Origin of the sequence: Bacillus sp. JJ1127 (assembly GCF_036965845.1) — a bacterium.
In the GTDB taxonomy this organism is placed as follows: domain Bacteria; phylum Bacillota; class Bacilli; order Bacillales; family Bacillaceae_G; genus Bacillus_A.
The window spans coordinates 1-24,462 of record NZ_JBALQK010000061.1 but is presented as its reverse complement, the minus strand read 5'-3'; the positions used below and the strand labels follow the sequence as shown (position 1 = coordinate 24,462).

The 24,462-nt window shown below is 36.0% G+C and carries 22 protein-coding genes; 10 read left to right on the top strand and 12 right to left on the bottom strand.

Annotated features, from left to right (window positions below; translation table 11 throughout):
- The first annotated feature begins 150 nt into the window (after positions 1-150).
- Both V7183_RS08020 and V7183_RS08015 read left to right on the top strand, forming a co-directional pair.
- Entirely contained in the window at positions 151-4,587 is a 4,437-nt protein-coding gene (locus tag V7183_RS08020) for a glutamate synthase-related protein (RefSeq protein WP_335359154.1), read from the top strand.
- A 351-nt stretch (positions 4,588-4,938) separates the two neighbouring features.
- Positions 4,939-6,027: an aromatic acid exporter family protein gene (locus V7183_RS08015; protein WP_097898774.1), complete on the top strand. Its 1,089-nt coding sequence runs from the start codon at positions 4,939-4,941 to the stop codon at positions 6,025-6,027.
- A 13-nt stretch (positions 6,028-6,040) separates the two neighbouring features.
- Here the strand turns inward: V7183_RS08015 and V7183_RS08010 are convergent, their stop codons facing one another.
- The 4 genes from V7183_RS08010 to V7183_RS07995 form a co-directional block, all read right to left on the bottom strand.
- Positions 6,041-7,801, bottom strand: coding sequence for an ABC transporter ATP-binding protein (locus V7183_RS08010; RefSeq protein ID WP_335359153.1), 1,761 nt, complete (start codon positions 7,799-7,801; stop codon positions 6,041-6,043).
- 54 nt (positions 7,802-7,855) lie between these two features.
- A complete protein-coding gene (gene ntdP / locus V7183_RS08005; RefSeq protein WP_097898772.1) occupies positions 7,856-8,386 on the bottom strand; it encodes a nucleoside tri-diphosphate phosphatase in 531 nt (176 codons plus the stop codon).
- Positions 8,387-9,119: 733 nt separating this feature from the next.
- Positions 9,120-9,374 (bottom strand): YgaB family protein, encoded by a 255-nt coding sequence (locus V7183_RS08000; RefSeq protein ID WP_097898771.1) that lies wholly within the window; start codon positions 9,372-9,374, stop codon positions 9,120-9,122.
- A gap of 232 nt (positions 9,375-9,606) precedes the next feature.
- On the bottom strand, positions 9,607-9,903 hold the full coding sequence (locus V7183_RS07995) for a gamma-type small acid-soluble spore protein (protein WP_335359158.1): 297 nt from the start codon (positions 9,901-9,903) through the stop codon (positions 9,607-9,609).
- Between the two features lie 108 nt (positions 9,904-10,011).
- Between V7183_RS07995 and V7183_RS07990 the strand changes: the two genes are divergently transcribed.
- Positions 10,012-10,206 carry a hypothetical protein gene (locus V7183_RS07990; RefSeq protein ID WP_335359152.1) on the top strand — a complete coding sequence of 65 codons (195 nt, stop codon included), beginning with the start codon at positions 10,012-10,014 and terminating at the stop codon, positions 10,204-10,206.
- A gap of 243 nt (positions 10,207-10,449) precedes the next feature.
- On the opposite strand, the gene mutY is transcribed toward V7183_RS07990, so the two are convergent.
- Positions 10,450-11,547, bottom strand: coding sequence for an A/G-specific adenine glycosylase (gene mutY, locus V7183_RS07985; RefSeq protein ID WP_335359151.1), 1,098 nt, complete (start codon positions 11,545-11,547; stop codon positions 10,450-10,452).
- Positions 11,548-11,696: 149 nt separating this feature from the next.
- Between mutY and V7183_RS07980 the strand changes: the two genes are divergently transcribed.
- Positions 11,697-12,677 (top strand): metal-dependent hydrolase, encoded by a 981-nt coding sequence (locus V7183_RS07980; RefSeq protein WP_335359150.1) that lies wholly within the window; start codon positions 11,697-11,699, stop codon positions 12,675-12,677.
- 28 nt (positions 12,678-12,705) lie between these two features.
- Here the strand turns inward: V7183_RS07980 and V7183_RS07975 are convergent, their stop codons facing one another.
- Positions 12,706-12,972, bottom strand: a complete 267-nt coding sequence (locus V7183_RS07975) for a YfhJ family protein (protein ID WP_097898765.1) — start codon at positions 12,970-12,972, stop codon at positions 12,706-12,708.
- A 277-nt stretch (positions 12,973-13,249) separates the two neighbouring features.
- On the opposite strand from V7183_RS07975, the gene V7183_RS07970 reads away from it, so the two are divergent.
- On the top strand, positions 13,250-13,408 hold the full coding sequence (locus V7183_RS07970; protein WP_002113845.1) for a small, acid-soluble spore protein K: 159 nt from the start codon (positions 13,250-13,252) through the stop codon (positions 13,406-13,408).
- Between the two features lie 37 nt (positions 13,409-13,445).
- A complete protein-coding gene (locus V7183_RS07965) occupies positions 13,446-13,598 on the top strand; it encodes a YpzG family protein (protein ID WP_335359149.1) in 153 nt (50 codons plus the stop codon).
- A gap of 64 nt (positions 13,599-13,662) precedes the next feature.
- Here V7183_RS07965 and V7183_RS07960 read toward each other — a convergent pair whose 3' ends face one another.
- The gene (locus V7183_RS07960) at positions 13,663-13,980 is read right to left on the bottom strand and encodes a YfhH family protein (RefSeq protein ID WP_097898787.1); all 318 of its coding nucleotides are present in this window, start codon (positions 13,978-13,980) and stop codon (positions 13,663-13,665) included.
- 9 nt (positions 13,981-13,989) lie between these two features.
- Complete coding sequence (recX, locus tag V7183_RS07955; RefSeq protein WP_335359148.1) at positions 13,990-14,802, bottom strand: recombination regulator RecX; 813 nt, start codon at positions 14,800-14,802, stop codon at positions 13,990-13,992.
- Positions 14,803-14,884: 82 nt separating this feature from the next.
- On the opposite strand from recX, the gene V7183_RS07950 reads away from it, so the two are divergent.
- From V7183_RS07950 to V7183_RS07935, 4 genes are all read left to right on the top strand, one after another.
- Entirely contained in the window at positions 14,885-15,793 is a 909-nt protein-coding gene (locus tag V7183_RS07950) for a TIGR01777 family oxidoreductase (RefSeq protein ID WP_335359147.1), read from the top strand.
- A 208-nt stretch (positions 15,794-16,001) separates the two neighbouring features.
- Positions 16,002-17,123: an amidohydrolase gene (locus V7183_RS07945; RefSeq protein WP_097898761.1), complete on the top strand. Its 1,122-nt coding sequence runs from the start codon at positions 16,002-16,004 to the stop codon at positions 17,121-17,123.
- Positions 17,124-17,372: 249 nt separating this feature from the next.
- Entirely contained in the window at positions 17,373-17,930 is a 558-nt protein-coding gene (locus tag V7183_RS07940) for a GNAT family N-acetyltransferase (protein ID WP_097898760.1), read from the top strand.
- Positions 17,931-18,054: 124 nt separating this feature from the next.
- A complete protein-coding gene (locus V7183_RS07935) occupies positions 18,055-18,174 on the top strand; it encodes a YfhE family protein (RefSeq protein ID WP_097898759.1) in 120 nt (39 codons plus the stop codon).
- Between the two features lie 362 nt (positions 18,175-18,536).
- On the opposite strand, the gene V7183_RS07930 is transcribed toward V7183_RS07935, so the two are convergent.
- The 4 genes from V7183_RS07930 to V7183_RS07915 form a co-directional block, all read right to left on the bottom strand.
- On the bottom strand, positions 18,537-19,703 hold the full coding sequence (locus V7183_RS07930) for a diglucosyl diacylglycerol synthase (protein WP_097898758.1): 1,167 nt from the start codon (positions 19,701-19,703) through the stop codon (positions 18,537-18,539).
- A 415-nt stretch (positions 19,704-20,118) separates the two neighbouring features.
- On the bottom strand, positions 20,119-20,850 hold the full coding sequence (gene pflA, locus V7183_RS07925) for a pyruvate formate-lyase-activating protein (protein WP_097898757.1): 732 nt from the start codon (positions 20,848-20,850) through the stop codon (positions 20,119-20,121).
- A gap of 68 nt (positions 20,851-20,918) precedes the next feature.
- Complete coding sequence (gene pflB, locus V7183_RS07920) at positions 20,919-23,168, bottom strand: formate C-acetyltransferase (RefSeq protein ID WP_335359146.1); 2,250 nt, start codon at positions 23,166-23,168, stop codon at positions 20,919-20,921.
- A 393-nt stretch (positions 23,169-23,561) separates the two neighbouring features.
- Positions 23,562-24,377, bottom strand: coding sequence for a sugar ABC transporter ATP-binding protein (locus V7183_RS07915; RefSeq protein WP_335359157.1), 816 nt, complete (start codon positions 24,375-24,377; stop codon positions 23,562-23,564).
- Positions 24,378-24,462 lie beyond the last annotated feature (85 nt).

The window sequence follows — 24,462 nt, the reverse complement described above, 5'->3', positions numbered from 1 at the left end:
ATTTCATAAATCTCGCATTAATAGTATAATTATTCATAATTATCTGTTTTGTTTCCGTCTATATTTGTTATTAATTTCGTATACAAAGCGCTTCACGCTTTGAATAGTAAGACTATTCTTAATGTTACATCTCAAAGGGGGGATTGACGGATGCTAAGTACAACAAATACATGGACACCGTCTTTATTTCGAAATTATGTAAATGCAGAACATGATGCGTGTGGAATCGTTTCCGTTATGGAAAAACAAAAAATTCCTACGAAAGAAAACATCGACCTTTGTATACAATCGCTTGTTAAAATGAATCATCGAGCTGGCTTCATTAATGGCGAAGGAGATGGAATTGGTATTCACATTGATTTACCAACAGCACTTTGGAAAGAGAAACTAAAAACGAATGGATATAATCCAGCGATTGTGGATCATCCCCACTTTATCGTTGGACATTTTTTTCTAAGCAAAAAAGAAAATGTAAATCATTTAAAAAATAGCATTCGTACAAAACTAGAAAATGAAAATTTCACAATTGTCTTCGAGGATGAGGAGATTATAAATTCTGATGCACTCGGTCCTCTTGGTAAACAAGAAGAACCTTTATTTTGGCAAATTGCACTTATTGCAGAAAGCGAAAATAAAAATATTGACCAAATACTATTCTCTTTAACAATTGCAATCGAAGAAAATGAAGCGATTCATGTGGCGTCATTAAGTCACAATCATGTTGTCTATAAAGTTCTTGGTGCTGGCGATACACTTGTTGCCTACTACGATGACTTACAACATCCCCTTATCGCATCAACAATGACACTAGGGCATAATCGCTATTCTACCAATACATTATCAAATTTTTTTCGTGTACAGCCATTTAGTATCCTCGGACATAATGGTGAAATTAATACCATTGCCAAGTTACGTGATCAAGCTAAGATGATTGATGTACCACTTACTAACGGAGGCAGTGACTCTCAAGATTTAAACCGCACCTTAGAAACACTTCTCGTTCACTATAACTACAGCTTATTTGAAGCAATGGATATATTATTCCCACCAATTATTAATGAGATAAAATTATACGAACCTCACTTGCAAGATCTATATACGTATATTCGTGAAGCCTGGGGGCATTTTGCTCAAGGACCGGCTGGCATTATTTCACGTTATAAAGATGAAGCTGTTTTTAGTGTTGATTCACTTGGTTTACGACCGGTTTGGAAAGTAGAAACAGAAACTTCCTATATCTTTTCATCTGAACCAGGTGTTGTATCTCCAACTGAATACGTAGCAGAGCCAAAACCACTTGCTCCTGGAGAGAAAATAGGTTTAAAGTGGAACGAACAAGATAACCTTGTTCTCTATGAATATGAAAGATACCAAGACGAAGTATATAAACGCCTAAAACAGCGAATTGATTTCACTGACTATCATTTTAATTTATCTATCCCATCTGTAGAAAAAATCGAGGGGTTATCAGATTATACACAAGTTGAAACAGAACAATACGTGGCTTTCGGATGGGATCGTGAACATATTCAGCTTCTTGAACAAATGGCGACAAAAGGCGTCGAACCAATCCGTTCTCTTGGGCACGATGCCCCCCTTGCAGCGCTTGATACTGATAGACGGAACATCGCTGATTTCATAAAAGAAAGTGTAGCAGTTGTTACGAACCCAGCAATTGATCGGGACAGAGAAATTGAACACTTTTCTACACGTACAGTGTTAGGAGAACGCCCAAATTTATGCCGGACATCCCAATATCCTTTTGTCGCTGAACTTCTATCACCAATTATACTAGAGGGAAATTTAGCACAATCCATCGCTGAAAATTTAGAAACAATTACACACGAACAACTTACACAACTATTCGTTACCCATAGTGCTGTCTACAAACTAGACATTACCTTTACAGCATCAGAGACTTTATATGATGCATTAAATCGAATTAGCTCTGAAGCTATAACAGCCATTAAAAAAGGAGCTACCCTTTTAATATTAGATGATGCGAAAGCACACCAAAATGAACAATTATGGATTGATCCACATTTAATTACAGCAAAAGTCCATCAAGTATTAACTGACAACAAATTGCGCCGGAATTGCTCTCTTGTTGTAAGATCTGGTGCTCTTCGCTCTTTACACGATATTGTTACGCTATACGGTTTAGGAGCAGATGTTATGAATCCATACTTAATGTTTGCAACTGTAAACGACGGCACTAAAGCAGCAATCGCTAATTTGTATAACGCATTAAACAAAGGACTAGAGAAAGTAATTTCAACAATTGGAATCCATGAATTACGTGGTTATGGTCGTCTCTTCTCTTCTATTGGCTTACACGAAGAAATCGCAAATATATTACAAATTACTAATTTCTTTGGATCAAACAATTTGGCTTTCTCACTTGAATCACTTACAGAGGATGCGAAAGCTCGGGCAATTGATTATAGTAATCCAAAAGTTAAAATGCGCAAAACATTCCATATATTCCCGCGGATTTGGAAAGCAATTGGTGATGTGGCAAAAGGCAATAACTATGATGATTACCGCGAGAAATTAACTGAGCTAGAAGACAAAAATTCAATGGCAATTCGTCATCTTGTCCAAATAAAAGAAGCGCAACAAACCGTTCCAACTGAACATGTTTCTATTGGAATTAAGAATCATGATTTACCATTTATTATTAGTTCCATGTCGTTTGGTTCTCAAAATGAAATCGCCTTCCGCGCCTATGCAGAGGCTGCAGATCGCCTGAATATGATTAGTTTAAATGGTGAAGGCGGAGAAATTAAAGATATGATTGGCAAATATCCACATACACGCGGCCAACAAATCGCCTCTGGTCGCTTTGGAGTGAATGCCGAACTACTCAACTCATCGAATTTAATTGAAATAAAAATCGGGCAAGGCGCAAAGCCTGGTGAAGGTGGACATTTACCTGGATCAAAAGTGACTTCAAAAATCGCTGAAGCACGTAATGCAACAATTGGTTCGGACTTAATTTCACCATCTAATAACCATGATATTTACTCAATTGAGGACTTAGCACAAATGATTACAGAAATTAAAACCGCGAATCAACTCGCAAAAGTCGCTGTCAAAGTTCCAGTTGTCCCTAACATCGGAACAATTGCCGTAGGAATTGCCAAAGCAGGTGCCGATTTTATTAATATTAGCGGATTTGACGGCGGAACTGGTGCCGCACGTATTCATGCCCTGCAACATGTTGGTCTTCCTGTAGAGATTGGCGTCAAAGCTGCTCATAACGCTCTATTAGAAGCAAACATGAGGCACAATGTAGAAATTTGGGCAGATGGTGGTATTCGTAGTGTAAATGATGCACTTAAAATTATGCTTCTTGGTGCAAATCGAATTGGCTTCGGTACCCTATCAATGATTGCCATTGGTTGTACAACTTGTCGTGGCTGCCATCTAGATACATGTCATGTCGGAATCGCCACTCAAATCGAATCAGAGGCCCAAGCAAAAGAACATGGCCTGCGTCGCTTTGTCCCGCGCCAATTTGAACATGCTGTAAAAGGCTTATTACACTTATTCACTACTTTTGGTACAGAACTTAAACGTTTAACAGGACAACTCGGCCATACGAATTTACAAGAAATTGTTGGACGTTCAGATTTGCTAGAACAAACTCGTGGTACAGACCTTTTAGACTTACACAATTTACTACAAATTTTAGAAAACTCATCGTTAACTTCTATAGAATCCGTAGAGCAAAAGCAACATAAAATAGCTGACTTTTTCCAATCAAAAGAATTAGTTGGTGTCGGTGTAGATCAACGAGTGATGGGCGGTTTAGAATCATGCTATCGTGTCCGTAGTAAATTGTATAAAAACACTAGCCTTGAACCACTTACATTAAAATATACAAATGGCTCTGTTCCTGGAAATGGATTAGGTGCTTACAATAGCGAAAACTTATTTATCCACGTTAACGGCGGTGCACAAGATGGCATCGGAAAAACTTCATTTGGTGGTGGTATTTACATTACAAAAGCAAAAGGAAAAGATGGTGTATACTACAACGGCTCTGTCGGAAAAGGATTTGGATATGGTGCACAAAAAGGAGCTTTATATGTGCAGGGAAACGCTGATGCACGTGCAGGCATCCGTCTCTCTGGAGCAGATATGATTATTGGAGGTAGAGTCACAAAAGCACTTCGCGAAAAAGAACATGGAAACCTTGGTTCTCATTCCAATATAAAAGGCTTTGCCTTCGAGTATATGACAAATGGCCGCGCCCTTGTGTTAGGGGATCCTGGTCCATGGATTTGCGCTGGTATGACTGGCGGTGTCGTTTATTTACGTCATCAACCTGAACTCGGTTTAACAGAACCTGCCTTAAAAAGAAGAATTGCCAAAGGAGCCAATGTCACATTACAACCACTTAGCAAAAATGGTAAATCAGACGTTACAGAATTATTGTTAGACTATATTCGTATACTAAATGAGCATGAGCAATATGAAGAAGTTGCTCTCTTAACACCATTACTAGATGACATTCAGCTTCATTTTTATGAAATCATTCCGAAAAAAGAACAAGCAGATCCATCTGTTTCAACTGAATGATTTTACTACATTTTATAGCCACTGGACAGTTGACGAAGTGAGCATCACATAGTAATCTATAATAACAATTTGAAACCTGCTGAAATTCAGCAGGTTTTTTCACTAAAATAAGCAATAAAACAGTAGGATGAATAGAGCCGAGCAGTTCGAGGCGCAGAAGTTAGAAGGGTACGGAGTGTAGATGAAACTACATGAATACCGAACTGGCGACGCAACGAATAAATCGGATAACTATCTTTATCGGAATTTTTGCACATCCACTAAAATATCACTTGCTAACATATTGTAATGAATGTATAGTATCATGTTGTACATTCATTATGACAAGAGAGAAAGGATATTAATAAGGGTATGAAACTTGGTGCTCGCATTTTAAAAACGGGTATTGCCATTACATTAGCTTTATTTGCTTCTACCTTGCTCCACCTGCCAAGTCCAGTATTTGCGGGGATTTCAGCAATTTTCGCTGTTCAACCATCTGTATACCGCTCATATTTGACAGCACTTGAGCAAATTCAAGCAAACGTAATTGGTGCGGTATTCGCTATCGTATTTGCTTTTGCTTTTGGAAATAATCCTTTTATTATTGGATTAACTTGTATATTAGTTATTGCTATCACACTACAATTGCGTTTAGAAAACACAATATCAATTGCTTTAGTAACGGTCATCGCTATTATGGAATATCAAGGAGCAAATTTCTTTGATTTCGCACTACTCCGCTTTGCAACTATTATGACTGGGATTATTGCTGCTTCACTTGTGAACTTAGTATTTATGCCGCCAAAATACGAAACCAAACTGTATCATCGCATCGTTGATGATACGGAAGAAATTGTGAAGTGGATTCGTATGAATAGCAGGCAAGCTTCTGATTTTACAACGTTAAAAACAGATATTGATCGTATGAAAGAAAAAATGATTAAACTCAATCATTACTATTTGCTTTATAAAGAAGAAAGAAGTTATACAAAAAAAATACAATTCGCCAAAATTCGTAAGCTTGTTTTATTCAGACAAATGTTAGCGACAACAAGTCGCGCTCTAAGTACATTAAAGTCACTACATCGAACTGAAAACGAATTACGGTATATGCCTGAATCATTTCAAGAATCCATTCAAAACGAGCTTGATTCATTAACGCACTACCATGAACAAGTTTTATTAAAATTTATTGGTAAAGCGAAAAAACAACAATCCGTTGAAATGCTTGATGAAGTTGAAACAGGTAAGCAGGAACTAATTGATATCTTTATGGATTATCAGGATAAAGATGATGAAGAGTCCTACGAAATATGGTTACATCTCTTTCCACTTATTTCTTCCATCATTAATTATAGTGAGGAAGTTGAGCATTTAGATTTACTTGTGGATAGTTTTTACACATACCACAAACCAGAAGACGAACTACAAATTGATGAAAAAAAAGAAGATGAATAAAAAACAACCCCTTTCACGCTAAAGGGGTTGTTTCTGCTACATGCTGAATTTGATACAAATTATAATACAATCCTCGTTTTTTCATTAACTGCTCATGAGAACCTTTTTCCTTTATTTCACCATTTTCGATATAAATAATTGTATCGACATGTGTAATAGTTGCCAATCTATGAGCAATAATAATTGTTGTTCGATCAGCCGCCAATGTTTGAAGAGCCTCTTGAATATATCTTTCGTTCTCCAAATCTAAAGCTGATGTTGCCTCGTCTAATATAAGCAACGATGGATTTTTTAGAAATACCCGGGCAATCGCGATACGTTGTCTCTGCCCACCAGACAACTTCACCCCTCGTTCTCCAACAATCGTATCATAACCATCTGGCAAACCGACAATGAAGTTATGAATCTGTGCAGCTTTTGCAGCAGTGACCACTTCTTCTTCCGTAGCTTCCGGATTTCCATATAAAATATTAGCTTGAATCGTATCGCTAAATAATAAATTATCCTGCAACACAATACCGATATGACTACGTAAATTTCTCATATCATACTCTCTTACATTTACACCATCTACATAAACGGCACCGCCAGAAACATCATAAAAACGTGGAATTAAACTAGCAAGGGATGACTTTCCGCCTCCACTTGCTCCAACAAGCGCAACTTTTTCTCCTGGGCGAATGGTAAACGAAAGATTATGCAATACATCTGTTTCATTGACATTATAACGAAATGAAACTTCATCAAATACTATTTCACCGTTTAACTTTTTGACCTGTATTGCGCTAGGTTCATTCACAATATCATATTTTTCATCTAATAACTCAAAAACACGATCCATAGACGCAAAAGATTGTGTTAGTGTCGTAGAAGAATTCACGAGGCGCCGAAGCGGACTATATAAGCTATCCATATACCCCACAAAAGCAACCATAGTTCCGAGTGTCAATGAACCTTGAATCACCTCATATGCTGCAAATGCAATAACAAGTAATGGTCCTAAATCCGTTAACGTATTCACTGCTGAGAATGTCTTTGCCGTCCAACTTGTATGTGTCAACGCTTTCGTCAGAAACTCATTATTTCTTTTTTTAAACTGCCCTTTTTCATATTCCTCTAATGCAAAACTGCGTGTTACTTGCATCCCTTGAATACGCTCATACAAATACCCTTGCATCGTTGCTAAAGCTTGCGAACGCTCTCTCGTCAATTTACGAAGACGTCCAAAAAAATATTTAACTGCCACTGCATAGATTGGTAAAATCAGCAATGCAACAAGCGTTAATTTTATATTCATAGAAAGCATAACTACAATCGCAATAAAAATCGTAGCTGTATCGAGCCAAACATTCATTAGTCCCGTAATAACAAAATCCTTCGTCTGTTCTACATCATGAATTACACGTGAAATAATTTCACCTGTTTTTGTGTTTGAATAATATCGTAAACTTAACTTTTGCAGATGGTCAAAAATATGTTTACGCAAATCATAAAGTATTGTATTACTAATACGCTGTGCAAAATATTGACGATAATATTCAACTGGTGGTCTTATTACTGCAAAAATAAAAAAAGTAATTCCAACTGCCGTTATTAACCCCGATGTTTTTTCCTGAAGAGATCCTCCTCCTTGAATCACATCATCAATAATATACTTTAATAACCATGGCATAATAAGTGGAATTCCGAACTTAACGAGTCCAATAATAATTGTGATGACAATAAGCCAACGATATGGTTTCACAAATTGTAAATATCGTTTGATTCCCTGCATGTAATTCCCCCCTCAATAGGACAAACCTGCCGGGAAATCCCCTGCAGGTTTGCTTTAATCTCTATACATTAAATATCGCTCATACCACATATCTACAAAGTCCGGTGCGAATGGCCCTTTTCTTTGATGAATCCACTGCGTTAAATACTCTACATTTCTTTTTAGAATCGTATCAATTACAGGAGGATACTTCATAATTTGGCTATGCTTCTCATACTCATCTTCATCTAAAAGAGTATATGTCATATCTGGATATACTTTAATATCCAAATCATAATCAATATACTTTAACGCTTCTGAATCGTATGCAAATGGAGAGCTTAAATTACAATAGTAGTATACTCCATCTTCCCTTAACATACCGATTACGTTAAACCAATAGTTTGCATGGAAATAACAAATCGCAGGTTCACGAGTAACCCATGTCCGGCCATCTGATTCTGTAACTACTGTCCGATCATTAGCACCGATTACAAGGCTTTGTGTCCCTTTTAAAATTGTAGTCTCTTCCCACATTCTATGAATGGAGCCATTATGTTTATAACTATGTATTTGTACTTTTTCTCCTTCTTTGGGAAATCCCATACATACTCCCTTCTTTCACTGCAAATGCTCTTCTAAAATTGGCACAACTAGTATTGAACTGCATTCACTTTTTTTCTATTATAACTTTTTTGTCAAAATTTTAAAACTAAACTGATGGCATCCAGTTTTCGTAGCACCAGCAAAGGCTCTTCTCATTCCTATAAATTTGGTTCATCACCAAAAGACGGGGGTAACATATAGGTAATGTACACTTCACTCCGAGTGGACGCTTTCCGCGGGCGAGAGCGAGCCTCCTCGGCAAGCCTGCGGGGTCTCACTTTCCCCGCTATTCCCGCAGGAGTCGCCACTCTTCGTTCCGTGTATGAAAAATGATTCTTTTTCAAAAAATCAACCCCATGTTACGGTGATGAACCATAAATTTAAATTTCAACTATATATATCCATTTTGTTTTTCTAACATATAAGTCACGGCTATGAAGAACAAAAGGTGATCGCTACTTATTTTCTCTCTTTGTTTTCACTTGGCATGCGCAGGAAAAGGATCTGACCGCTTCTATGCATAGCCGGATGCTCTCTTCCACCTAAAAGAAAGGTTGTATGTTGATTTTTCAATTTGGACTTATATAGCGACTTTTTCTTCCCCACCTAACTTTTTTACTTTTGCTAGCAGCTAAGCGGAGAATATCACTAAACAATGTATGATGAGAAAAAACCCTTCTTCAATCATGAAGGAGGGGCATTTCTAACTAAATCATCCAAATACATCTCATCTTTAGTTAGAAGTAATTTTTTCTGTTTCAAAAGAATGAATCACTTCATTTGTTTGTTGCTCAAATTTTTCATGTAACAACTTTAATGCCAATTCTGTTTTATATATTTCTTGCCGAATAAAATACAATTCTTTTTTATCACACTTTTCTTGTTCACTCATTTCAAGCTGCTGGTATTTCTCCAAATGTGCTTGCAGTTTCAACAATTCATCCATTGTTTGTAACTGCTCCCCTACCAACTTATCAAATGAATTCATTACTTGCCCCCTTTATACCTTCCACTCATTAATACAAGATACATCTTCTACTAAATATTTTCTAATCTTTCACTTCTTTCTCCTTTGACTACATTTGTTGACTTATTAGAAGTTATGTCGGTATCTACAGTAAAATTACAAATGCTATCCTGCTGAGTTATTTCTCTTAGAAGACAATAATTCTCCATACAAAGAAAACACTTCTCTTGAACCGAGAAGTGTTTTTCTTTCGTTACTGATTTGTGCTAGAAGATTGTGATTTTTTTGCTGCTGATTGTGCGTTTTGCTTTTTCACAGCTTGTACATTTGTTTCAGTAGCAAACTCTGTACCATAGCTAGCATTTGCACTTTGAGCAGCACTAGAAGCTTGCGCTTTCTTTGCTTCTGATTGTGCGTTTGCTTGTTTTACTGCTTGTGCATTTGTTTCAGTTGCGAACTCTGTACCATAGCTAGCATTTGTGCTTTGAATGCTAGCACCAGAAGTTGCTTTGTTGTATCCTTGTTGTTTGTTCATTTTTCTCACCTCCACAACCAATAATGTAACCAATCCTTCCAAAAGCTATCCGTAATTTCATTTTTTAATTCACGCATATATTTTTCATTGCTTATTCAAACTACATACGATGGAGGTGTGAACATGTACGCCGGACGTGATATGACAGAACTATCTATGATTTCGAAAGAAGACTGGAAACAAGATGAATTAGCTTATTTTCATCATTCCTTGCAGCAAATCATGCCTTATTTAAATGTAGAAGGCCAAACTATTTACAAAGAAATTATTAAAGAAATTGAGTCACGAGGTGGTTTACAAAAAAACGAAGCTATATAAATGCCAATTAAAAAACCGACATAAAAGCCCTTCTTTTAGGTGGAAGAGAGCANNGCCTTTTTCTGCCACATGCCATGTTTAAAACAAAGGGAGTAAGTGAGTGCAGGTCATGTTGTATTCTGCATAGCAGCAACTTAGATGTCGAAAAATCAAAATGGATTTATATAGTCGGGTTCATGGCACAAGAGTTTCGTACGATTAAAAAAACGTGTTCCTAAGCTTTGGAGCACGTTCTCTCATCAATTATTTAACAGCAATTTTTTCAACACATTCTTCATAAATCGTACGATGCGATTTAGAAAAAGGTAATTTCTCAAATTCTTCTTTAGATACAACTTTTAATGTATCTGTTTCTTTAATAGTACTTGTTACTTTTCCATAAAATACAAATATATCCCATGTACGGTGCGTGAATGTATGTTGGACGTTCAGCGCGTATTCATCAACTGAAACAGAAAGAGAAAACTCCTCTTTCATATAATCAGTAAGCTGTTGTTTATGACTCCGAATCCCTTCACTTATTTCAACATTTGGGAATTCCCACATGTTTGCAAGTAATCCTGTACTCGGTCTTTTGTTAATTACATAATTCCCATCCGCTGTTTGAAGCACCCCTGCAACAAGCGGCACCATTTTAGGAGCTTTTGCCTTACTTTTAACTGGTAATTCTTTTTGCACACCTTCTGCATGTCCACGGCAATGCTCACGAACAGGACAAAGTAAACAAGCTGGATTTTTAGGAATACAAATCAGTGCACCTAATTCCATTAGCCCTTGATTAAAGTAGGATGGATTTTCTTTTGAAATGATTTCACGTACAATATCTTCAAATATTTTTCGTGTCTTCGGTTTCGCAATATCATCCCAAACTGATAAAATGCGAGATAAAACTCGCATAACATTTCCATCAACAGCTGGTTCAGGTATTCCATATGCAATACTTAAAATCGCACCTTTTGTATATGGACCAACACCTTTTAATTTTTCAATTTTTTTCACATCACTAGGTACTTTCCCGCCGTATACTTCTTTTACTTCTTTTACTGCTGCATGTAAATTCCGTGCTCTAGAATAATAACCGAGGCCTTCCCATGCTTTTAATACCTCTTCATCCTCTGCCGCTGCCAATGCGTCTAACGTTGGGAACTTTCCCATAAAATTTGCGTAATATGGTTTTACAGCTTCTACTCGTGTTTGCTGCAACATAATCTCAGAAACCCAAACACGATACGGATCTTTATTTTTACGCCATGGTAAATCGCGTTGCTCTTTTTCAAACCAACTAATTAAATCATTTTGAAATTGCTCTATGTTAAATTCATTTAATATTTCAAGTGTCAAACCAGGTCCCCCTCATTTTTTGCATATACGTACTATTATAAAGATTTTAGGAAAAAATTTAAGTAAGATGATGTAGGAAATAGAAGGCAAATGACTTGAGGTATCGAATAAAAAGAGTTACATTAATAAAAAAACGGAGGTGTGTTTTTATGGACACAGCCACTCACCTTGTTATGGGCGTCACATTAGGTAGTTTAGCAACATTAGATCCAGCCATATCTCAAAGTGATTTTGGACCACAAGCAGTTATGCTTGCAACGATTGCTGGCTCCAATATTCCTGATATAGATACTGTCTTGAAGTTGCGAAATAACGCAAAATATATACGAAATCATCGCGGGATTACCCATTCCATTCCTGCAGTTATTCTTTGGTCATTCCTTATAAGTGGAATTTCCTTTGCCTTCTTTTCAGAAGCTCCTTATCTTCACCTGCTACTCTGGTCATTTATTGCCGTCTTTCTTCATGTATTTGTTGATATTTTTAACGCTTATGGTACACAAGCATTGCGGCCTTTTACAAAAAAATGGGTGGCACTTGGCGTAATTAATACATTTGATGCTATCATTTTCTTTATCCATATACTCGCTATCGCCTGTATGCTTGTTGGCTCCGATAAAGGATATACTGCTTTAGCCGCATATATATTAATGTTTGTCTACTATGTCGGTCGATTTGTAATGAGACAAAATGTCAAAAGTGTAGTGTACAAACGATTTGAAGATGTAGAGGAAATCATTATTTCTCCTTCCTATCGCTTTTATCACTATCATTTGGCTATTGTAACAAAAAAACACTATTATGTTGCTCGTTGGCACCGCGGCCATATTATGGTACATGATAAATTTGATCGTATTCCACTCCCAGATAATAAAATTATCCGGGCTGCACAAAAAGATGAAAACATTTCTGCTTTTTTATCTTTTTCACCCGTATACCGTTGGGATATTTTTGATTACGACAACTATTATGAAGTGCGCTTTATCGATTTACGCTACCGTAGTAAAGATTATTATCCATTCGTCGCAATCGTTCAACTAGATCAAAATTTAAATATCATTAATTCTTATACAGGCTGGATTTTCAGTGAAGAAAAACTTCGAAAAAAATTGGAATTGCTTCCACATTAAGAAAAGCGACCCCCTTTGGTCGCTTTTCTTAATGTTTTAAATGATCTTCTTGATTAATTAAATGGCTATATTTAGGATTATTTGTACGAATTTCATGAAGACGTTCACCATGATTATGAATCCACTTTCTTACTACCTGCTCAGTCATTTCTTCTCCTTGATAACGACCAGATTTTGCATATGTTACTTGAAAATCCTCCCATAATAATTCAACCCATGCGCGAGCCTGAGCATAAGAAAGAAAGTTGTTTTTTGCTAATAATTCTTTTGTTAATGTTTCATAAATATCATTCATGTTATATTCTCCTTTTATTCATTTCTGGTGCATCACCAAAAGACGGGGGTGACATATAGATAGATGTACACTCCACTCCGAGTGGACGCTTTCCGCGGGAGTCGCCACTCTCCGTTCCGTGTATAAAAAATGATTCTTTTTCAAAAAATCAACCCCATGTTACGGTGATGAACCTCATTTCTTCCTTTAATTTCTAAAGGATATTTTCTTCTATTTTGCACATTCTATAATTGATACTTCTTAACAAGTATCAACTTATAATGAGGGGGCGTTCTTCTTGGGTAGACAAGCCGAATTTTGGTCTGAATCAAAAAACAACAGCAAAATCGAAGGTCAACCGAAAGCAAAGTCTCGTTTTGCTTCGAAGAGACCTAACGGCACAATTAACACGCACCCACAGGAACGTATGCGTGCTGCAAATCAGCAGGAAGAATAGTCAAAAATAATATAACTTCCTACACGAGGTGATAAAGATGAGCTACCGTAATCATTTAGATAGTCGTTCTGAATTATTTAACCCTACGTGGGCACGTCCAAAACATGCGAAAGCACAAGTAAATGGACAAACGCAACAAACCCAGTCTCTCATTATACTGGCGAACGAAATGCGAAAACGCCAATTTTAAAATCTCCTATCTCCTTTAACGCCTACCAAAGATGAAAACCAGAGAGATATTTACTCTCTGGTTTTTATTTTTCTTGTAACAGTGAAATTGGAATTCCAATTTCCTCACTATCATTTTGTTTATGTCCCCAAGCAAATACCCCGTTGAAATACGTAATTGTAAATAATACACCTGGTTCTTCAATCAGTTCATATGTTTCACCAATTTGAAATTTATTAATATCTGTCATATAAGCACGTGCCATTGCCATTTTTCTCATTAATACATCAAATTCATTTACAATACCAAGCTGCTCCGCCTTCACAGCCTGCTCTTTTAAAATACCAACTTCTTCTCTTAGCTCATGCGGTGTCATTTCACTATAGCGTTTTGGCATATTCATCATATTTCCTCATCCCTCTTCACGTTTCATTTGTAAAAACGTCTCTATTTCATCAATAGAAAATCCTTTTCGATATAGCGCTTGCTTTATCTTATTTTCATATGTCCATCCATCATGCTTTTTATACTTTTCATGGTATTTATTCCCATGATATAACAATGCCTCCTGCTGTTGCGAGTCATCCTTTTCATCTTTCAACTCTTCAAGACAAATTTGAATTACATCTCGAAAATACCCTTTACGCACAAGCATTTCTTCTAATTTTTGTTTCATTTGTAAAAAAGAATGCTTTTGATAAGACTTTTTCTTTTTCTCTACAAGCGCAAAAGCATTTTCAATTTGCTTTTCTTTCGGATACTCTTGTAAACTATGAGTAATTATTACATCTTGAACACCTTTACCAAGAAGTTCACGCCTAATCACAGTTGGTCCCTTTTGATTTACGTTACTATGAGTTCGCACGTATGAAATTGCATACTCTTTATCATTAATATGGCGATCATGTAATAATTTCGAAACAACTTCAGAGATGATGGCCTGTCCAATTTCTTTTTTTCGTAAATACTCTTCAACTTCCTGTTTTGTCCTCATTTGATAAGATAAATAGGAGATTGCTTGCAAATATGCTTTTTGCACTTCTTCATTGTACAAAATATTAGCTAACTCTACTTCATCAATTTCTAAGCCTTTTTGCAATCCGTGCTTAATTAAAACAATCTGATTTACACTAAACCCGTATTCTTCACCTTGTCCCTTATCAATATAAATATTAAATCGTTCTTTCGTTCGTTTTTGTACTTCTATTTTTGTAATGACAGCCATATTCTTCACCCCGCTACTATTTTAACATAGTTACGGAGCAAATTTGCTTTCCATGAATAGATATAATGAGGGGGAAATTTTTTTGAAAATCGCGATTTCTGGAGGTACTGGTTTTATTGGTAAACAACTAGCTCAATTTTTAAACTTAAAAGGACATACAATTTACATTCTTACCCGGCAAACGATAGAAAATTCTCCTGATTCCAACATTCAATACTTGCAATGGACTGCTAATTCACATACGTTTCCTCTCTCCTCTGTTGACGTTGTTATCAATTTAGCAGGAGAATCTATTAATAATGGACGCTGGACACAAAAACAAAAAGAGAACATCCTAAAAAGTCGTCTTCATACGACAAAAGGACTCATTAGACAATTACAGTCATTACAAACGAAACCCCATACTTTTATTAACGCTAGCGCTATTGGGTATTATGGCACATCCATCGAAAAGACTTTTACTGAACAAGATACAGAACATGGAGATGATTTTCTAGCAAATACAGTACATTTATGGGAAAAAGAAGCCTCTCATGCTATTTCTCTCGGCATTCGAACTATCTATGCACGATTTGGAGTTGTTTTAGACGCAGAAGGAGGTGCTCTTCCTAAGATGTTACTTCCTTATCAATTATATATTGGTGGTACAATCGGTTCCGGTAAACAGTGGTTATCCTGGATTCATTTACATGACGCTATTCGTATGATTGATTTCGCAATACAAACAAAAGAAATAGAAGGTCCTCTTAACATTACAGCTCCAGAACCTATAACGATGAAAGAATTCGGAAAAACACTTTCAAATGTCATCGGGCGTCCGCATTGGCTTCCTACTCCAGCATTTGTACTACATACTTTACTCGGGGAGATGAGTATACTCATCTTACAAGGCCAATATGTATTACCCCATAAAGCGCTCGATTATGGATATAAACACTCATTTCCGACATTAAGCCATGCATTACAAAATATACTATCGCATACAATGTAATACTTCTAAAATAAATTGCAACAGTCATCAGGAGCGGTTCTTCATTCCTACTGATTTCAGCCCTATCCATTCAGAATTTCACGCACTTATTCCTTATCTAAACTTTGAAACGAGGGGGATATTATCATCCTTTAATATGGGATCAATCTTTCAAATTGTTTTTATTTTGCTCCCCAAAACAATATAAGACAATGGAAATGAGGTACCTATGAAAATACTGCTCAAACAAGCAATTGTATACCCTATTACATCTCCAAAGTTTCAAGGGGATGTATTAGTTGCAGGAGACAAAATCACTGAGGTAAAACCACATATTGAGTCAACTCAAGATATGACCATTATTGATGCGAGGGCTCTTCATCTGTTACCTGGATTTATCGATGTTCATACTCATCTTGGTCTATACGATGAAGGAACCGGTTGGGCTGGAAATGATGCCAATGAAACATCTGAAGTATTAACACCACATATCCGCTCTTTAGACGGCATACACCCCTTTGATATAGCTTTTCAAGATGCAGTCCAAAGTGGCATTACAACCGTTCACGTTATGCCTGGAAGTCAAAATATTATTGGCGGTACGACATGCGTGATAAAAACAGCCGGAACTTGTATCGATCATATGATCATTCAAGAACCCGCTGGTTTGAAAATTGCCTTTGGAGAAAATCCAAAACGCATTCATAGTAATGGCACAAAGGAATCCATTACTCGCATGGGTATTATGGGCTTACTTCGCGAATCTTTCTATGAAGCACAACACTATGGAAACGATGCAGACTTTCGAATGCTTCCCATTTTAAAAGCATTACGCCGAGAAATTCCTGTACGTATCCATGCGCATCGTGCAGATGATATTAGTTCCGCTCTTCGCTTTGCACAAGAATTCAATCTTGATTTACGTATTGAACATTGTACAGAAGGACACTTCATTGTTAATGAACTAAGTAAGCACAATTTAAAAATTTCTGTTGGTCCGACCCTCACACGCCGCTCAAAAATCGAACTGAAAAATAAGTCTTGGGACACTTACCATATCCTATCAAAAAAAGGAATAGAAGTTTCCATCACAACAGACCATCCCTATACGCCAATTCAATATTTAAATGTCTGTGCAGCCCTCGCTGTTCGAGAAGGATTAGACGAGAAAATCGCCTTGGAAGGAATTACTATTTTACCTGCTCGCAACTTACGTTTAGAAAATAGAATTGGGAGTATTGAAATTGGAAAAGACGCCGATCTTGTTTTATGGACTCACCATCCATTCCATTATTTAGCCAAACCTGTATTCACTATGATTAACGGAAAAATAATTTACAAAAAAAAATAAAAAACTAGTTTATTTTTTTGATTAGATAAAGTATTATACGATTATAAACTGAATGAAACCATAATCAATTTGTGTCGTGATTATTCATTTCAAATTGATGAATGGGGAAGGCAAATGGTGCGCCACCAGCGTTATAGACTGGTTCTAGTGGGTTCGATTCCCACCCCGAAATTTTTTAAAGATTGATATAAAAATTTCGAGGGTGGGGTGTTTTTTCGTCATGCTACCCTCGTGTGAGGAGGAGTTAGTATGTTAAAAAAACGCGACTTACACGACAGCCACGTTCTATACGATTTAATGGTGGATCCTGCTGTCTTCCCTTTTGTGCGTCAAAAGGCTTATTCATATGAAGAATTTTTATTTTTAACAAAGCAAACAATCGAAGCTGAAGAACGCGGTGAATTGATTTCACGTACAATTTTAGATGAATGGGGAAACCCTATCGGTACGATTACTTTATTTGATGTGCAAGAAAAAGCTGGATTTCTTGGTACATGGCTTGGTAAACCTTATCATGGTCAAGGATATAATAAATTAGCAAAAGATGCTTTTTTCAGCGAACTTTTCTATGAATTAGATATTGAAACAATCTTTATGCGCATTCGTAAAGTTAATATTCGTTCTATTAAAGCAGCCGAAAAGCTTCAATATGTAAACCTAGCCAACGAAACAAGAAAGGCTGTTTACGATCAAATTAATGCACACGAAGAAGTATATAATTTATATGAAATTTCGAAAGACCAATATACACTTGCTACAATGCGCGACAATACATTCCAAGATACACATCATTTAAAAGAAGCTTAAAATGAAACTTTAATCAGTCCTCACCAATCGGACTTTTACAAGCAGTAATACTAGTTTATTATGTATATCACCTCCTACCATTGGAAACGATAGATAGTGACTTTATGATACGAGGTGAATGGTAATGGATAAAAAGAAACGTGAAAAATTGAGAAATACATTATCTGGTACACAAGAAGTTCTCTATCAAAGAGAATTTAAAAAAGCAGACCGTGCAGCTGGTTATCGTCCAAAAGGCGTATAATGATATGAAAAGATCCCTTCTCAAGGAGGGATCTTTTTCTGTGGAAAACTTTATCCACAAAATTAATAGAATTGTGTATAAATTCAACCATTATTGAGGATAATCCTGTATTTAATCACATATAGAGTTTTTTGTTTGTGGATATTTTTTCTAAAAATTGTGGATTGTGTGGATATCATTGTTAATATTCTGATTTTACCCTCTATTGAAAGCGGATTCTCTTGTGGATAAAATGCGGGATTTTCAACTATTATCACCTACTCTCTCCTACTGAAAAGATAGAAAATTTATTATCAATATAAAGTGAAACTTTAATAAAATAACAAAAAACCCTCCTTCAAAGCAGAAAAGAGGGTTTCATCTTACGTAAAAGATTGGGCAAGAACTGTTGATTTAATTGGCATATGACTAGGTTGTACATGATTTTCTTCTAAAATGATATCCACAATGTGACAGGCTGGTTCTGGACGATAAATACTTTTCATTGCTTCTTTCATTTGTAAAAGTTTCATGTCATCCTGTAATAGAGCTTCCGTTTTCACAAAAATTTCAGCATCTTCACGAATTACAATCGCCGCTCCTTTTTTTTCAAAATACAGTGCATTTTCATTTTCTTGTCCTGGTACAGGTTTGTATAAAATGACAGGTACTTGTAAAGCTGCCGCTTCACTTAATGTGATGCCTCCCGGCTTGGTAATCATACAAGAAGTAACACGGAATAACTCATCAATATTTTCTACATAACCAAATACTTTTAGCGCCTCAGGATTCTGCTCCTGTAGTCCTAACAATTCCTGTTTTAAAGTATCATTTTTTCCGCAGACAACAGCTACTTGCAGGTTAGGAACTGACATAAATGATTGGCATAATTCCTTTACATTTCCTAATACACCGTGGGCTCCCGCTACAATAAGTAAAATCTTTTTCTCTCGAGATAACTGATATTTATTATATATGATTTCCGGATTCATAGTTAACTCGAAATTGCTACGAATTGGAATCCCTGTTTCTACAATTTGTTCTGAAGGCACACCGATTTCAACCATTACTTTTTTCACATGATCTGTTGCGACAAAATAACGATCTACTTCACGATGAATCCATATTTTATGCAAACAGAAATCTGTTAGCACATTATACACAGGAATTGAAAAACCCGTTTGTTTTTTCAATTCTGGTACGGCAATAATCGGAAATGTATTAATAACAATATCTGGTTTTTCCGCATGCAAGAGTGCTTTTAAACGTTTTCTTCCAAAGTTTGCGTACCACGATGCGATCTTCTTATCATAAATTTTTTCTACACCGTAATAAAACAAACGATATAACTCTTTACCTATTGTATAACTTTTTAAATATAAATATTTTGTAATATCCGTTATGACCGGATGTGACTCTCCAAATAGATCACACACGATCACATCTTCGATTCCTTTTTGACGAAATGTTTGTTCTAATGTTTTTGCTACTTGCACATGGCCGTTCCCGTAATGTGCAGTTAATATTAAAACCTTGGGGTTTTTTATCAAACAAATCCACTCCTAGCTTTTTCGCTTCTCCATATTGCATATACGACAATAGGAAAAACATTTTCCTTAAAAAAATTACATATTTGGATTCCAACACTTTCATGTTAGCTATGTACCTGTCGTGGATATGCAAAGCATATAAGATTGACCCCTTAATCCTATCTGTGCTCATATCTTTACATTATACTTTCCTATAAGAGCTTTCGCAATAACTTACCAATATTCTATATTCCATAATACTCATCCTAATACTTCTTAATTCTTTTTACTATTTAAATTTCCCTTTACAATTATGCAAATTTATTCGCTTATTTCTTTACAAAAATATGGATATTCTACTTTTAGTATACTCTTTTCTTTGCATATACTCTAGGTTTTATTAGAGTAAAACAAAAAGTCTAATCCAATAGTTGGATTAGACTGCTTGTAAAATACGCTTTGCATTTTGAACATTTTTTTCTGTCGGAGGCTCTACTCCTTCAAGTGGATATTTATGTCCAAGTGCTTCCCACTTATATACACCAAGTTTATGATATGGTAAGACTTCTACTTTCTTTACATTAGATAGACTTTGAATAAAGCTAGATAGTCGCTGTAAATCCTCTTCATTGTCGGTAACACCAGGAACTAATACGTGTCTTACCCATATAGGTTTCTTTTTATCCGATAAATAACGAGCGAATTGTAAAATATGTTCGTTCGGTTTACCAGTTAATTTACGATGCTTTTTGGAGTCAATATGTTTTAAATCTAATAAAACTAGATCTGTGTAGTCCATTAAAATATCTAATTTCCTTTGAAATTCTGGCTCTTCAGAATAACATCCTCCAGAAGAATCGATTGTTGTATGAATTCCCGCTTCTTTACACTTTTTAAATAACTCGATTAAAAAGTCTAACTGTAGTAACGGCTCTCCACCACTCACTGTAATGCCGCCTCCTGAAGCCTCAATAAAGGGAAGGTAACATGTAACATCCTGCATCACTTCTTCAACTGTTATTTCTTTTCCTTTACCAATCTCCCATGTATCAGCATTATGACAATATTGACAACGTAATAAACACCCTTGTGTAAATATGACATAACGAATTCCTGGGCCATCAACAGTACCACAAGACTCTACAGAATGAATTCTTCCTTTTACCATGTTACTTCCTCCTTTATTGAAACAGCTTCCCCCTGCTTCTTATTAACAACAGGGGGAAACCTTTTTACTTACATGCTTTCATGCATTGTACGGTTAATTACATCAATTTGTTGCTCACGAGTTAATTTAATAAAGTTAACAGCGTAACCAGATACACGAATTGTTAATTGTGGATATTTTTCAGGATGTTCCATTGCATCCATTAATGTTTCACGGTTAAATACGTTAATATTTAAGTGATGTCCTTCTTTTACTGCATATCCATCAAGCATAGATACTAAGTTGCGAACTTGTACATCATCTTCTTTACCAAGTGCTTTTGGAATAATTGAGAATGTATTAGAAATACCATCTTGTGCATCTTCATATGGTAATTTCGCAACAGATAATAATGATGCTAGTGCCCCTTTTGTATCACGGCCATGCATTGGGTTTGCACCTGGTGCAAATGGTTCTCCAGTACGACGACCATCTGGAGTATTACCAGTTTTCTTACCGTATACAACGTTAGATGTAATTGTTAAGATTGACATTGTATGAACAGAATTACGGTATGTTTTATGTTTACGAAGTTTATTCATAAATGTTTTTACAAGATTGACTGCAATTTCATCTACACGATCATCATTGTTACCGTATTTAGGGAAATCCCCTTCAATTTCAAAGTCAACTGCGATACCATTTTCATCACGGATTGGTTTTACTTTCGCATATTTAATTGCACTTAAAGAGTCAGCTACTACAGATAATCCAGCAATACCTGTTGCCATTGTACGAAGAACCTCTGTATCATGAAGTGCCATTTCAATGCGTTCATAGCTATATTTATCATGCATATAATGGATAACATTTAATGTGTTTAAATATAAACCTGCTAACCATTCCATTGTCACATCAAATTTACGCATTACTTCTTCATAATCTAACACTTCAGAAGTAATCGGTGCATATTCAGGTCCAATTTGTTCTTTTGATTTTTCATCTTTACCACCATTAATTGCATATAATAGTGTCTTAGCTAAGTTTGCACGAGCTCCGAAGAACTGCATTTGCTTACCAATTCTCATTGCAGATACACAACAAGCAATACCGTAATCATCACCGTACTCTGGGCGCATAATGTCATCATTTTCATATTGAATTGCAGATGTTTTAATAGACATTTTTGCACAGTAGTTTTTAAAGCCCTGTGGTAATTGTTTAGACCAAAGAACTGTTAAGTTTGGTTCTGGAGCTGGTCCTAAGTTGTCTAATGTATGCAAGAAACGGAATGAGTTTTTCGTTACTAATGGACGACCATCAAGTGCAATACCACCGATAGATTCTGTTACCCAAGTTGGGTCACCAGAGAATAATTCATTATAATCAGGTGTTCTTGCAAATTTCACAAGACGTAATTTCATAATGAAGTGATCAACAATTTCTTGTGCTTCTTCTTCTGTTAATGTACCGTTTACTAAATCTCTTTCGATAAAGATATCTAAGAAAGTAGACGTACGGCCAAGACTCATTGCTGCACCATTTTGTTCTTTAATTGCTGCAAGATAAGCAAAATATAACCATTGGAATGCTTCTTGTGCATTTGTTGCTGGTTTAGAAATATCAAAACCGTGAGAAGCTGCCATTTGTTTTAATTCTTGAAGGGCACGAATTTGCTCAGATAATTCTTCGCGTAAACGCATTGTATCTTCGCTCATTACACCGCCAGTTAAATTCAAATCTTCTTTTTTCGCTTTAATTAAACGATCGATACCGTATAATGCAACGCGGCGATAGTCACCAATAATACGACCACGGCCATATGCATCTGGAAGACCTGTAATAACGCCTGATTTACGAGCTGCTCTCATTTCAGGAGTATAAGCATCGAATACACCTTGGTTATGCGTTTTACGCCAGTCTCTGAAAATACGGCTTAGTTCTTTGTCCATTTCATATCCATAAGATTCACAAGCTTGCTCTGCCATACGAATACCACCGTATGGTTGTAATGAACGCTTAAATGGCTTGTCAGTTTGGAAACCAACTACTTTTTCAATATCTTTATTTAAATACCCTGGGTCATGTGATGTAATAGAAGAAACAATTTTCGTATCCATGTCAAGGACTCCGCCATTGTCACGTTCTTGTTTCGTTAAATCCATTACTTGATCCCAAAGTTGTTTCGTCGCTTCTGTTGCTCCAGCTAAGAAGGATTCTTCACCTTCGTATACGTTTACATTATTTAAAATGAAGTCGCGGACATCAATCTCTGCTTTCCACTTTGCACCTTTAAAGTTTTCCCATGCATTTTTTACATTTTCTAATACTTCAGTCATCCTAATCTCCTCCATTTTTGATTAGTACAGGACTTAGATTTTTTATATAACAGCTTACACATTTAGAATACTACTTTTTTTTAAAAGTGGACGAAATAGTTGTGACACATTTGTGAAACATTGAGCAAACTAATATAGACATAGTGTTAACTACACTTAAAACTCTTTTAAACTCACTCTTTCCTTAATTGTATTTTTTTGGTATCCTTATAAGCGAATCCTATTCTGTAGTATAAGAGTCACACCCATTGTAAACTGTAATACCCTTACCTCCTATTCTGTTACATTATTTTGGTAACAGAATAGACAGAAGTGTACCTGTTTGGTACACTTCTACTCTTCCTCTTTATACAAGATCATGCAGATAACACAAAATAGCATTTGACATGTTTTTTAATTTTTAAAAGTTATAATTGCAGCTACAGCATAATATACCTTTGGGTGTAATTCCGCTTGTTCCGCTACAGATACTGTAACAAGTGATCCCCCACTTGCAGAGAAATATTGAACCGCTTCTAATGGGATCCCGTCCTCTTTCACATCAATATAAGTTCCATCTCTCCAATTTCCCTCCTGCAATGTCGCGGATAAATCTCCTGTAATTTTTCCAATTTCCTCCCCGTTTGCTGATAAAAAACACCATTTCCATTTCGTTAAACTTAACAATTGATTCAATTCACCAATTTTTTCTCCTGTTACGTTATAAAATGAATATGAATTCCTTACGCCTCTTTTCTTCTTGACTACTAGCAACTCTTCTTCAAATTCATTACATAAATAAAACTGTTGCTCATGTATTCCATTGAAGAGGAACGACAGAATACATTTCCACATCTTTTGAATCTGGGAATCATACCTTTCTTTGAGCATCCCTATTGTATTTCCGTCTAATCCAAAATATGTAATCGTCTTGAATATACCTGTTTCCTTGCGAACAACAAATCTCCGCTGCTCCAACAATAGGGATATCCCTTTATCTTGAGTTATCCTTTCTATCCCTTTCGCTCTGCTTCTTTCTATCAAACTATAAATCAGTAACATACATGCCGGTAACACAACACTGATTAGTTTTAGATTATCCTTTTCCAAACTAAAAAGTGTTCCTTTCCAATACTCCACTACAAATCCAATCGCAATAATAACCCATACAATAATAGCTACAAATAATATTCGTCTCGCATTACGTGCATGATGTTTCTGAATGCTCATAACGGCCCCCTTTGTCCATTTTGATTTTTCGACATCTAACTCCCTGCTATGCAGCATAAAAAGTATCCTATACTCGTTTACTCTT